The organism is Arthrobacter sp. DMZ02-1R (assembly GCF_057747935.1).
Window position 1 is genome coordinate 2,084,048 of record NZ_CM173230.1, and the last position, 12,400, is coordinate 2,096,447.

The following is a 12,400-nucleotide window of genomic DNA, read 5'->3' on the forward strand; positions in this document are numbered from 1 at the left end:
CGTCATGCGTCGCCCAGCCCGGATCGGAGCAGCACTGCTCGGCGTAGTTGGCCTTTTGGCCTCGGCCGCCTGTTCCACCCAACCGCAAGCCAATGAAAAACAGACCATCAAGATCGTCTATCAAAAGACGGACTCGTTCACCGCGTTGGACAAGGTCTTCAAAGACGCCAAGCAGGAATTCGAAGCCGCCAACGCAGGCGTCACCGTGGACCTGCAGCCTATCCAAGCCAACGACGACGACTACGGCACCAAGCTCGCGCTGGCCCAGCGGTCTCCGGACACAGCACCGGACGTCTTCTACGAGGACACATTCAAGGTCCGTTCGGACGTCGACGCCGGATACCTGATGAAACTCGACTCGCAACTGGCCAACTGGGACGAGTGGTCCAAATTCAACGAGAGCGCCAAGGCCGCAGGACGCGGTGACGACGGCAGTATTTACGCGGTCCCGCTGGGCACCGACACCAGGGCGATCTGGTACAACAAGACAGTCCTCCAGAAGGCCGGCATACCGTTGCCCTGGCAGCCGAAAACCTGGGATGACATCCTGGCGGCGGCCCGCAAAATGAAGTCCGCCGATCCGAGTGTGATTCCCTTCAGCATGTACGCCGGAAAAGGCACCGGCGAAGGGACTGTCATGCAGAGCTTCTACGAACTGCTTTATGGCACGGGAAGCTCGCTGTATTCGGAAAGCGACAAGAAGTGGGTGGTGGGATCCAAGGGCTTCACCGATTCGCTCCAGTTCCTGAAGACCCTGTACGACGAGAAACTCGCAGTCACGCCGGCGGACGCGCTCGATTCGAATGTGTGGAAGAAAGTCTTCGGCGAGTGGCTGCCACAGGGCAAAATGGGCGCCACCGTGGAAGGCTCGTACGCGCCGTCGTTCTGGCAAAAAGGCGGTTCCTACGAATGGGCCGGCTATGCGCAGGATATGGCCGTAGCCAAGTTCCCCACCCAGTTCGGGAAGGATCCCGGCGGTGTGAGCATGTCCGGCGGGTGGACGCTCGCGGTTGGCGCGAAGACCAAGAGCCCGGACTTGGCTTTCAAGTTCCTGGCCACTGCCGTGAACAAGAAAAACGCGCTCGCCTTCGACGTCAACAATTCGCAGATCGCAGTCCGCACCGATGTCGCTTCAGATCCTGGTTACCAAGCGGCCAACCCGTTTGTGAAGGACGTTTCCGATCTTGTGGGCGTGACACACTATCGCCCCGCGACCGCTGACTACCCGAAGATTTCCCTCGCAGTCCAGCAGGCCACCGAGGCCGTCATCACCGGCAAACAAGCCCCAGCGGAGGCCGCAGCAGAATACGACGCTTCGGTCAAGAAACTGGTCGGCGACGCCAAGGTCATGCAGAAATGACGCATGCCAGTCCCTGATTCCCTACATCGCGGCTCTATGCGTCGCAGGTTCCGCTTGCTGCCGGTAGTGCCGTCAATCCTGCTGTTGGTCCTTTTCATGCTGGCACCCGTGGCGTGGTCCTTCTACGCCTCTTTGACCAACGCCGCGTTGTCCGGCAAGGCCGCCTTGAACCCTCAATGGATCGGCCTGGACAACTACGCCCGGATGCTGACGGATTCCGTCTTCCCGCTCTCTGCCTGGCTGACGTTGGTCTTTGTGGCCGTGTCCGCGATACTCGGACAGAACGCCCTGGGCCTCGTCATAGCCCTTCTGATGACCAAATCCGGGGGTGCCACGGCGTCGTTCGTGGGCACCGCAGTGATCGCCTCGTGGGTGTTGCCGGAGATCGTTGCTGCCTTCGCGGCATATGCGTACTTCAGCCAGGACGGCACGCTCAACCAGCTCTTGGGAATGCTCGGCGTTCACGGCGCCAACTGGCTGTACGCGTTCCCCATGGCCGCCGTCATCCTGGCCAATGTCTGGCGTGGCACCGCCTTTTCCATGCTGGTCTACCGGGCGGCCCTCGCCCAGGTCCCGCGCGACATTTTCGAAGCCGCCCTCATGGACGGCGCCCGGGGGTGGCAGCGGCTCGCCTTCATCACCCTGCCGATCATCCGTGGGAGCATCGCCACCAATCTCATGCTGGTCACTCTCCAGACGCTCGCAGTCTTCACCCTCATCTGGGTGATGACGGCTGGGGGCCCCTCCAACTCGAGCACCACCTTGCCGGTGCTTGCGTACCAGGAAGCCTTCAAGCTCGGAGATATCGGTTACGGCACCGCGATCGCTTCGGTGTTGATCCTGATCGGCATGGTCTTCGGAACGGTGTACGTCAGGCTCCTCCGCAGGGCGAACCAGTGACATCCCTGCGCCGTGAGCCGCGGTTTACCGAAAGGCGCCCGACGGCGGGGGCCGGGAGACGGCCCCCTGTCCGGTTAGCTGCCAATGCAGCTTTGGCCGTGATCGGCTTGTGCTTTGTGCTGCCGCTTGCGTGGCTGCTTTTTGCCTCCGTTGATCCGCACGCCGGATACCAGACGCGGTGGCCGCAATCGCCGTCGTTCGCTAATTTTGCTGCTGTGCTGACTCCTGAGCTGTTGTTCCTGCCGCTCGTGAACAGCCTCCTGCTGTCTGCTGGTACCGCCGTCGTGAACCTGGCGGCTGCGGTACTCGCGTCCTATCCGCTGTCCCGCTACCAATCGCGATTCAACAAGCCGTTCCTGTATGCGATCCTGTTCGGCACGTCGCTCCCGGTCACGGCAATCATGGTGCCGGTCTATGGCTTGTTCGTGCAGCTGCAATTGCTGGACTCAATGCCGGCGACGATCTTCTTCATGGCAACCACCACCTTGCCCATGGCTATCTGGATGACCAAGAACTTCATGGACTCCGTGCCACTGGAATTGGAGGAAGCGGCCTGGATGGACGGCGCCTCGGGACTAGCCACCTTGCGGAGAATCGTCCTGCCCTTGATGCGGCAAGGGCTGGGCGTGGTGTTCATCTTCGTCTTCATCCAGGCCTGGGGGAACTTCTTCGTCCCGTTCATCCTGCTGCTGTCCACTGCAAAGCAGCCGGCAGCGGTGTCCGTTTTCAGCTTCTTCGGCCAGCATGGAGCCATTGCCTACGGGGAGCTCGCCGCGTTCTCCATCTTGTATTCGGTCCCGGTGCTCGTCCTTTACACCGTGGTGGCACGGGGCTCGGGCAGCGCGTTTGCGCTTTCCGGGGCGATGAAGGGCTGAACAGACCGCAGCCAAGGCCGGGGCCAGGCGCTGGACCCCCATAGTCCGCGTCGCCGCGTGCTAGTCGATGTCCTCCACGATGGTGCCGTACGGAATGGAATCATCGAGGTGGGCCTGGTGGCCGGTCAGCCCTGGGTTATAGAGGACACGGACACCGTGGAGCTTGTCCGCGGCGGATTGCATCAAGATGGGGCGGATGGTCTGGATGAACCGCTCATCCTTGCCATCGAGGTATTCCTGATAACTGGCTGGAAGCTGGATCATGGCAAAAGAATAGTCCTGCAGGACCGTCATGGGGAGGGCTTCCAGACGGGGTTCTCCGTGGCGTACTCTCTGCCGGTTAAGCCTCGCCGAAAGTCCAAACGAACAATCTTCAGAAATCGGGCGAAACGTAGCGTAAAACTGCGTCTTAATTCGGTGGACGATTTGTGGCGCCCGGAGCCTCGATCTAGAGTCGTAGTCAAGTTACCGCGGTAACGTGTCAGCGATCCTCCGCCGGATCTGCCTCTCGAAGGCAGGCAGGAGGGTGTGGGTGCCCCCATGTGGGCCTGACATTTGCACACGGACAACTTCATTTCAGGCGTAACAGTCGCGGCTGCGCCCTGTTGGAGTTCGTTGCGTGTATCCCCAAACTCAATTCACCGATTCTGCAGTCCAAGGACCTGGCTTTCAAGTCCGTGAACGCAGGCCCGCTGACACACAGCCAAGGACGCAAATGTCACCACCAAGCCTCATCGACACCCATCCAAACTTGACCGGCGCTGCTCCCGTCGCCTTGTCCTACGAACTTTTCCCGCCCCGCTCTCCAGCGGCTGCCGAATCGCTGTGGACCACCATCGGCGAGCTTGAGGCCACGGATCCCGACTTCGTCTCCGTCACCTATGGCGCCAGCGGTTCCAACCGCGACACCGCCGTCGAGCTCATCAACCGGCTGCTGCTTGAAACCACCCTCCGGCCGCTGGCCCACTTGACCTGCGTCGGAAACACCCCTCAGGAGCTGGCTGAGATCATTGGCGAACTCCTGGACAACGGCGTGCGCGGCATCCTTGCCCTGCGCGGCGACCTGCCCAAGGACAGCGGCAAGCCGGTCAGCGGCTCGTTGCGTTACGCCCAGGATCTGATCGAACTGATCCGCCGCGTGGAACAGCGACGTTCGGCCCTGCTGTGCGCAGGCAAGATCGCGGTCGGGGTGGCTGCCTACCCCACCCGCCACCCCGAGTCGCCGAGCGTGGAGCACGACGTCGAGGTACTGCTCGCGAAGCAGCGCTCGGGCGCCGATTTCGCCATCACGCAGGTCTTCTTCCACACCGAGCAATATGCCGACCTGATCTCGCGTGCCCGGCGCGCAGGAGTCACCATCCCGATCATTCCAGGGGTCATGCCGTTGACGAGCCTTCGCCGGCTCAAGCGCCTCGGCGAGCTCACCGGCGTCGAACCGGCACCGGAACTCATCGAACGCCTTGCCGCCGCGGACACTGACGCCGAACGGCGCAAGATCGGGGTCCGGGCCACGGTGGACCTGGCCAACGCAGCCCTCCAAGCCGGGGCTCCGGGCATCCACCTCTACACGTTCAACGAGCACACCTGTGCCCTGGACGTACTGGACAAGCTTGCCCTGCCCCGGCCGGCCCGCCCTGCCAGCCGGCTCAGCGCCATCGCCCGGCGCCAGGAACTCGTCAGCTAACCCGGCTCCAACGCAGCCCCAAAGACAACAAACCTTTTCCACCAACTTCTTGAAGGAAATTCGAATGACTGAGCAGAAGACCACCCAATTCCCCGCAGCCTCCCTCCTCGGCTACCCGCGCATCGGCCGCCGTCGCGAACTCAAGAAGGCCGTTGAAGCCTACTGGGCAGGCAAGATCGACGCTGCCGCCCTTGACGCCGCTGCCAAGGACATCCAGCTGACCATTGCCAAGCGACTCCAGGAACTGGGCCTCAACGAAGCCGCCGCCGTTCCTGGCACTTTCTCCTTCTACGACCAGGTGCTCGACGCCACCGCACACCTGGGCGCTGTCCCCGCCCGTTTCGGCCAGCTGTTCAACGCAGAAGGCCAGCTCGACATCGATGGCTACTTCACCCTGGCCCGCGGCAACAAGGAACAGCAGCCGCTGGAAATGACCAAGTGGTTCGACACCAACTACCACTACCTCGTTCCGGAAATCGGCCCGGAGACTGACTTCAAGCTCGCCTCCAACCGCATCGTCGAGGAATTCGAGTTCGCCCTGGCCAACGGCATCGAGACCCGCCCGTACATCGTCGGCCCGGTGACCTACCTGCTGCTCTCCAAGGCTTCGGATGACGCCCCCGCAGGCTTCGCTCCGCTGTCCCGCCTTGAGGACATCCTCCCGGTCTACGTTGAACTCCTCGGCAAGCTGGCCGCCGCCGGCGCCAGCTGGATCCAGTTGGACGAGCCCGCCCTGGTTGTTGACCAGGACACCCCGGCCTCGGAAATCCAGGCTGCCGTTGCCCGTGCTTACGAGGTCCTCTCGGGTGCCGCAGCGCGCCCGCAGCTCTTCGTCTCCACCCCGTACGGCTCCCTCGACGGCCAGCTCGGCACTCTTGCCGCCACCAACATCGATGCCCTGCACATCGACGTCTTCAAGGGCGCGGTCCCGTCCGCAGCGGCCCTGGCAGGCCTGGGCAACAAGACCCTGGTTGCCGGCGTCGTCGACGGCCACAACATCTGGCGCAACGACCTCGCCGTCTCGGCCGCAAAGCTGGACGAACTGAAGTCCGCAGCCGGCAAGCTTGCCGTCAGCACCTCCACCTCCACCCAGCACGTTCCGCACGACACCGCCGAGGAGACCCAGCTCTCCGAGCAGCTGCGCAGCTGGCTTGCGTTCGCTGACCAGAAGGCCGTCGAGGTCAAGACCCTTGCGGACTACCTGGCCAACCCGGCTTCCGCGAAGGCAGCCATCGACGAAGCTTCCGCCGTGATCGCCTCCCGCGCCACCGCCGAAGGCGTCCAGCGCGCCGACGTCCGTGCCCGCACCGCAGCCCTCACCGAGGCCGACTTCAACCGCTCCGAGTACTCGGTCCGCGAAGCCGCCCAGGAAGCAGCGCTGCACCTGCCGCCGCTGCCCACCACCACCATCGGATCGTTCCCGCAGACCTCGGAAATCCGCTCGGCCCGCGCCCGCAACAACAAGGGCGAGCTGAGCAACGAGCAGTACGAGCAGCTGATGAAGGACGAGATCAAGCGCGTCGTTGACCTGCAGGAAGAGCTCGGCTACGACGTCCTGGTGCACGGCGAGCCCGAGCGCAACGACATGGTCCAGTACTTCGCAGAGAACCTCGAAGGCTTCGACGTGACGGTCCACGGCTGGGTCCAGTCCTACGGCTCCCGCTGCACCCGTCCGTCCATCCTTTGGGGCGATGTCACGCGCGCGGCTCCCATCACGGTTGCCTGGGCCGAATACGCCCAGTCCCTCACCAGCAAGCCGATGAAGGGCATGCTCACCGGTCCGGTCACCATCCTGGCCTGGTCCTTCGTCCGCGACGACCAGCCGCTGGGCGAGACCGCCAACCAAGTAGGCCTGGCACTGCGTGACGAAATCGCCGACCTCGAAGCTGCCGGTATCAAGGTCATCCAGGTGGACGAGCCCGCCCTGCGCGAACTCCTGCCGTTGCGCAAGGCCGACCACGTCGCCTACCTGAAGTGGTCGGTTGATTCCTTCCGCCTGGCCACCGCCGGTGCAGCCGATGCAACCCAGATCCACACCCACCTCTGCTACTCGGAGTTCGGCGTGATCATCGACGCGATCGACGGCCTTGACGCCGACGTCACCTCCATCGAGGCAGCCCGCTCCCGCATGGAGGTTGTCCACGACCTCGAGGCACACCACTTCGGCCGTGGCGTTGGTCCGGGCGTCTACGACATCCACTCGCCGCGCGTCCCGGGTGAGGCCGAGGTCACCGAGCTCCTGGCAACCGCCGTCAAGCACGTTCCGTCCCGCCAGCTCTGGGTCAACCCGGACTGCGGCCTGAAGACCCGTGGCTACGCCGAGACCGAGGAGTCCCTGCGCAACCTGGTCAAGGCCACCAAGACGGTCCGCGCCGGACTGCTGGAAGCAGCCAAGTAACGCCCAAGTAGGACAAACGACTGCGGCCGGTCACCTCGAAAGGTGACCGGCCGCCGTCGTCCCCACCGGCCCCCTCGCCTCACAAGTTCGGCCAGGGAACCTCCCCGCTACCTCCCCGAACTCGCACGCTCGCTTGGGGCCCCGGTAGCGTGGGCCCAGCCGGCGTGGGCCCAGCGTTGGTTGGAACTGACTTGTCAGGACTCCCAGAGGATTTCGTCGTCCACCACGCCGTCCTCATCCGCCGCGACCACCAGGAGCTCGTCGGTGAAGTGCGAGCCCAGGGTGAAATCGAGGACGAAGTAGCGCTCCGGCTGGCCCGGGTAGATCGCCACATGGCCAAGCTTGAGGGCCTTGAGGAAGACGTCTTTGGTGAGCTGCGCCTTGTCTCGGACGCCAAACACCGCCTCCAGCTGATCTTCCTTGAGCTGCGTGGAGTGGAAGTGGAGGAACTGCTGGGAGTTGGTGCCGTCCTGGTCCAGCTCCTCGGCAATCATGTCCCGGACCTGGTCCACCAACTCGGGGAGGTAGCCCAGGCGGTAGTCCACCTTGTGGAGTGCCCTCTCGTCGAAGTGGTCATGTGCCGTGACGTTCAGGTCCAGTTCGAGGGGATTTCCGGCGAGCTCGTGCGAAGCCACGTAACAGTGCTCCCGCCCGTGGTTGAGCTCGATTTCCCCAAAATGTTTGCTCGCTACCTTGCTCATGTCTTCAAGATAGTCCCAAACAAGCGGCGTGTTCCAGCATCTTGGAAGATTTCAGGCGCGTGGTTTGGGCGTTGACTTTTGGGTCACTTTGGGCGTGGTCGCGGTGGCGCCGGCCCGGACTGCCGCAGCGCTCCCGCGAAGCGTGTCCGCCAGCAGTTCCGTGAAGAGCTGCACTTGCGCGGTGCGCTTTTCGTTGATGAGCAGGGCGAACACGTTGCGGGCCAGCCGGATGTCCGGGACGTCCAGAACCACGACGCCGGGAGGCCGGTGCCGCAGGGCCAGTTCCGGTACCAGCGCGGCGCCGAGCCCCGAGGCAGCCATCTCGAGGCTGGCGTGGAAGTCGTCGCTGTAGGCGACGACGCGCGGGTGCAGATTGCAGCTGGCAAACAACCGTTCGATCACGACGGCGTCGCTGGTGCCCGGGTGGTGGATGATCCATGGCATGTCGGAGAGTTGCGATGCCTGCATTTCGGCGTCTTCCCGGATACCCCAGGACGCGGGGAGCACTACCCGGAAATCGTCGTCGCCGATCCACTGCCGTTCCAACGTGTGTGGCCACGCGAGCCCGGACTGCCCCACCTGGTACACAAGCGCCAGATCCAGTTCGCCGCCGCTGCGCAGGCCTTGGATGGTCTGGGCAGGTTCGGCCACCCATACGCGCAGTTCAATCCCCAATTTGTTCCAGCGCGGGTTCCGCAGGATGTCCGGCAGTACGTAGGTGGCCAGGCTCGGGAAGATGCCAAGCCGCAGCTCCTGCGCGGGGTCCGTGCTCCGCGATGCGGCTGCCAACAAGGTTTCGACGTCGGTGAGCACCTTGGACGCATGCCGCACCATGGTGAGGGCGGCTTCGGTGGGAACCACACTGCGTGCGGAACGGTGGAAGAGTTCGACGCCGGTATCCCGTTCCAGGGCTGCCATCTGTTGGGATACGGCCGACGCGGTATAGCCGAGCCGCGTGGCGGCCGCCGCGAAGGAGCCAAACCGGGTGACCTCAAGCAGCGTCCGCAGGTGGAGAAGGTTGACCATCAGTGATCCTTAGGCTCGATGCCGGTCGAAAGACCGTGGAAGCCAGCATAACTGTGTGAATTCCGTCTCCGCGCCTGATGTTGCTGTGCCTGCCCGGCCCGTTGGAGTGTGATGGGCGACTCGCGAAACGGGGTGTGCCAGGATGCCGCGACACGCCGGGATCCACGCGACACGCTGACGATTAAATGTGGCTAAGTAGTCCACAGGGTGTGGATTACGTCTCCGGATTTGGCGGATTCACGGACATTTTTACCCCCTTTGCCTGTGGACTACCGGTGCGTAAAATGACATACTTGTAATACATCATCTTGGGGTTCCGCTGAGGCGCTTGCACTACATGTAGTATCGATTTACGGATTGAGCGGGAAACCAGCACAAGACATGAATAGAGCGTTTGGCTGCCTTGGCGGCCAGCGGGCCAGCATCTGAGTCGGAACCAGTTCCGGTCGGGGCCTGCCAATACGAAGAGCAAAGACTTCAACAAAGGGGACAGGGATCATGACTGTTACGGTTTACACGAAGCCGGCCTGTGTTCAGTGCAACGCAACGTACCGTGCACTCGACAAGAAGGGCATCGCCTACCAGAGCGTTGACATCTCCCAGGATGCCGAGGCCCTAGAGCGCCTGAAGGCCCTTGGATACATGCAGGCTCCCGTCGTGGTGACCGAGCAGGACCACTGGTCAGGATTCCGTCCGGACAAGATCGAAGAGCTGGCAATGGCTGCCGCTTCCGTGGCCTAGTCTTTCAGGACTCAGCCACAACAACAAAGTATTCCAATGTAGTCGAGGTGACTCCCATGGCAGCGCTGGCAACAGCACCTGCTCAAGCAACGGCTGAGGCTGTCAGTACGCGGAGTCACCTCATCTACTTTTCCTCCACATCTGAGAACACCAAGCGCTTCGTCCAGAAGCTCGGCGTCGACGCGGCACGCATCCCGCTCCATGCCAAGGACGCGCCGCTGCTCGCACTTGAACCCTTCGTCCTTGTGCTGCCCACCTATGGCGGTACGAATGGCGAAGGATCGGTGCCCAAGCAAGTCATCAGGTTTCTGAACAACCCGCAGAACAGGGAACTGATCCGCGGCGTCATCGGAGCAGGAAACACCAACTTCGCGGAAAACTACTGCATGGCGGGAGACATCATCGCCACCAAATGCCGGGTTCCGCTTCTTTATCGATTCGAACTCATGGGGACTCCGGAAGATGTTGACCGGGTCAATCAAGGATTGGAAAAGTTTTGGACACGACTGTCGCAGATACAGAAGTAACCAAGGGCGCCATGGACACCGCCAAGGTCAAGAAGCCATTGCCGGAGGCCTACAAGGGCCTTGGTTACCATGAGCTCAACGCCATGTTGAACCTCTACGGTCCGAACGGGGAAATCCAGTTCGAGGCCGACCGCGAGGCCGCGCACCAGTACTTCCTGCAGCACGTGAACAACAACACCGTTTTCTTCCACGACCTGGAAGAGAAGCTGGACTACCTGGTCAAGAACCAGTACTACGAGCGCGAGACGCTCGATCAGTACACGATGAACTTCATCCGTGACCTGTTCAACCGCGCCTACAAGAAGAAGTTCCGCTTCGAGACTTTCCTTGGCGCCTTCAAGTTCTACACCTCCTACACGCTGAAGACGTTCGACGGCAAGCGTTTCCTGGAGCGCTACGAGGACCGCGTCTGCATGGTTGCCTTGCACCTTGCCCGCGGCAACGAAGAACTTGCCAGCCGCCTTGTCGATGAAATCATCGACGGCCGTTTCCAGCCCGCCACGCCTACGTTCCTCAACGCCGGCAAGGCCCAGCGCGGCGAGCTGGTCTCCTGCTTCCTGCTGCGCATCGAGGACAACATGGAGTCGATCGCCCGCGGCATCAACTCCGCGCTGCAACTGTCCAAGCGCGGCGGCGGCGTGGCCCTCTCGCTGACCAACATCCGTGAGCACGGCGCTCCGATCAAGCAGATCGAGAACCAGTCCTCGGGCGTCATCCCGGTCATGAAGCTCCTCGAAGACAGCTTCTCCTACGCCAACCAGCTCGGTGCCCGCCAGGGTGCGGGTGCCGTGTACCTGCACGCCCACCACCCGGACATCTACCGCTTCCTGGACACCAAGCGTGAAAACGCCGACGAGAAGATCCGGATCAAGACGCTGTCCCTCGGCGTCGTGGTCCCGGACATCACGTTCGAGCTGGCCAAGAAGAACGAGGACATGTACCTCTTCTCCCCGTACGACGTCGAACGCGTCTATGGCGTGCCGTTCTCCGACATCTCGGTCACCGAGAAGTACTACGAGATGGTGGACGATTCCAGGATCAAGAAGACCAAGATCAGCGCCCGCGAGTTCTTCCAGACCCTCGCGGAGATCCAGTTCGAGTCCGGCTACCCGTACATCATGTTCGAAGACACCGTGAACCGGGCCAACCCGATTGCCGGCAAGATCACCATGAGCAACCTGTGCTCGGAGATCCTGCAGGTTTCCACGCCGTCCATCTACGCCGAAGACCTCAGCTACGAGACGGTCGGCAAGGACATCTCCTGCAACCTTGGTTCGATGAACATCGCCAAGACCATGGATTCCCCGGACTTCGGCCTTTCGATCGAGACGTCCATCCGCGCCCTCAGTGCGGTGTCGGACATGTCCTACATCAACTCGGTGCCGTCCATTGCGCAGGGCAACGCCCAGAGCCACGCAATCGGCCTTGGCCAGATGAACCTGCACGGCTACCTTGCCCGCGAGCACGTCCACTACGGTTCCGAAGAGGGCCTGGACTTCACCAACATCTACTTCTACACGGTGCTGTTCCACGCACTGCGTGCCTCGAACAGGCTTGCCATCGAGACCGGCCAGTCATTCGGCGGCTTCGAAAACTCCACCTACGCCAGCGGCGAGTTCTTCAACAAGTACACCGAGCAGGAGTGGGCTCCTGAGACTGAGCGCGTCCGCGAGCTCTTCGCCGGCATCCACGTCCCCACCCAGGATGACTGGCGTGAGCTGAAGGCCTCGGTCATGGAGCACGGCATCTACAACCAGAACCTGCAGGCCGTACCGCCCACGGGTTCCATCAGCTACATCAACAACTCGACATCGTCGATCCACCCGGTGGCCGCCAAGATCGAAATCCGCAAGGAAGGCAAGATCGGCCGCGTCTACTACCCGGCTCCGTACCTCGACAACGACAACCTGGAGTACTACCAGGACGCGTACGAGATCGGTTACGAGAAAATCATCGACACCTACGCCGTTGCCACGCAGCACGTGGATCAGGGCCTCTCCCTGACCCTGTTCTTCAAGGACACCGCCACCACGCGTGACATCAACAAGGCGCAGATCTACGCATGGCGCAAGGGCATCAAGACGCTCTACTACATCCGCCTCCGCCAGCTCGCGCTGGAAGGGACCGAGGTTGAGGGCTGCGTTTCCTGCATGCTGTAACCGATAACGGTTGTCTATTTGCGGCAGCC

At 62.3% G+C, this 12,400-nt stretch carries 11 protein-coding genes; 8 read left to right on the forward strand and 3 right to left on the reverse strand.

The features are described from left to right. Window positions 1–4: 4 nt before the first annotated feature. The 3 genes from AC3ANQ_RS10220 to AC3ANQ_RS10230 are packed head-to-tail and all read left to right on the forward strand — an operon-like array spanning window position 5 to window position 3,135. Complete coding sequence (locus AC3ANQ_RS10220) at window positions 5–1,360, forward strand: extracellular solute-binding protein (protein WP_488304953.1); 1,356 nt, start codon at window positions 5–7, stop codon at window positions 1,358–1,360. A 3-nt stretch (window positions 1,361–1,363) separates the two neighbouring features. Then, window positions 1,364–2,260, forward strand: a complete 897-nt coding sequence (locus AC3ANQ_RS10225; protein ID WP_488304954.1) for a carbohydrate ABC transporter permease — start codon at window positions 1,364–1,366, stop codon at window positions 2,258–2,260. Then, window positions 2,257–3,135: a carbohydrate ABC transporter permease gene (locus AC3ANQ_RS10230; RefSeq protein WP_488304955.1), complete on the forward strand. Its 879-nt coding sequence runs from the start codon at window positions 2,257–2,259 to the stop codon at window positions 3,133–3,135. The genes AC3ANQ_RS10225 and AC3ANQ_RS10230 overlap by 4 nt, the downstream gene beginning before the upstream one ends. Window positions 3,136–3,195: 60 nt before the next feature. Here AC3ANQ_RS10230 and AC3ANQ_RS10235 read toward each other — a convergent pair whose 3' ends face one another. Further along, window positions 3,196–3,399 carry a hypothetical protein gene (locus AC3ANQ_RS10235; RefSeq protein ID WP_265981384.1) on the reverse strand — a complete coding sequence of 68 codons (204 nt, stop codon included), beginning with the start codon at window positions 3,397–3,399 and terminating at the stop codon, window positions 3,196–3,198. 451 nt (window positions 3,400–3,850) lie between these two features. Between AC3ANQ_RS10235 and AC3ANQ_RS10240 the strand changes: the two genes are divergently transcribed. Together AC3ANQ_RS10240 and metE are read left to right on the forward strand one after the other, a co-directional pair. After that, window positions 3,851–4,819, forward strand: coding sequence for a methylenetetrahydrofolate reductase (locus AC3ANQ_RS10240; protein WP_488304956.1), 969 nt, complete (start codon window positions 3,851–3,853; stop codon window positions 4,817–4,819). Between the two features lie 64 nt (window positions 4,820–4,883). Then, window positions 4,884–7,217: a 5-methyltetrahydropteroyltriglutamate--homocysteine S-methyltransferase gene (gene metE / locus AC3ANQ_RS10245; protein WP_488304957.1), complete on the forward strand. Its 2,334-nt coding sequence runs from the start codon at window positions 4,884–4,886 to the stop codon at window positions 7,215–7,217. Window positions 7,218–7,411: 194 nt separating this feature from the next. Here metE and AC3ANQ_RS10250 read toward each other — a convergent pair whose 3' ends face one another. Together AC3ANQ_RS10250 and AC3ANQ_RS10255 are read right to left on the reverse strand one after the other, a co-directional pair. After that, entirely contained in the window at window positions 7,412–7,918 is a 507-nt protein-coding gene (locus tag AC3ANQ_RS10250; protein ID WP_488304958.1) for a DUF2004 domain-containing protein, read from the reverse strand. A 51-nt stretch (window positions 7,919–7,969) separates the two neighbouring features. After that, the gene (locus AC3ANQ_RS10255) at window positions 7,970–8,944 is read right to left on the reverse strand and encodes a LysR family transcriptional regulator (protein ID WP_488304959.1); all 975 of its coding nucleotides are present in this window, start codon (window positions 8,942–8,944) and stop codon (window positions 7,970–7,972) included. Window positions 8,945–9,442: 498 nt separating this feature from the next. On the opposite strand from AC3ANQ_RS10255, the gene nrdH reads away from it, so the two are divergent. From nrdH to nrdE, 3 genes are read left to right on the forward strand one after another with little or no spacing between them, the layout of a single operon-like run. Continuing rightward, window positions 9,443–9,685, forward strand: coding sequence for a glutaredoxin-like protein NrdH (gene nrdH / locus AC3ANQ_RS10260; RefSeq protein ID WP_488304960.1), 243 nt, complete (start codon window positions 9,443–9,445; stop codon window positions 9,683–9,685). A gap of 56 nt (window positions 9,686–9,741) precedes the next feature. Beyond that, window positions 9,742–10,212 carry a class Ib ribonucleoside-diphosphate reductase assembly flavoprotein NrdI gene (gene nrdI, locus AC3ANQ_RS10265; protein WP_284984555.1) on the forward strand — a complete coding sequence of 157 codons (471 nt, stop codon included), beginning with the start codon at window positions 9,742–9,744 and terminating at the stop codon, window positions 10,210–10,212. 11 nt (window positions 10,213–10,223) lie between these two features. After that, entirely contained in the window at window positions 10,224–12,371 is a 2,148-nt protein-coding gene (nrdE, locus tag AC3ANQ_RS10270) for a class 1b ribonucleoside-diphosphate reductase subunit alpha (RefSeq protein ID WP_488305299.1), read from the forward strand. The last annotated feature ends 29 nt before the right edge of the window (window positions 12,372–12,400 follow it).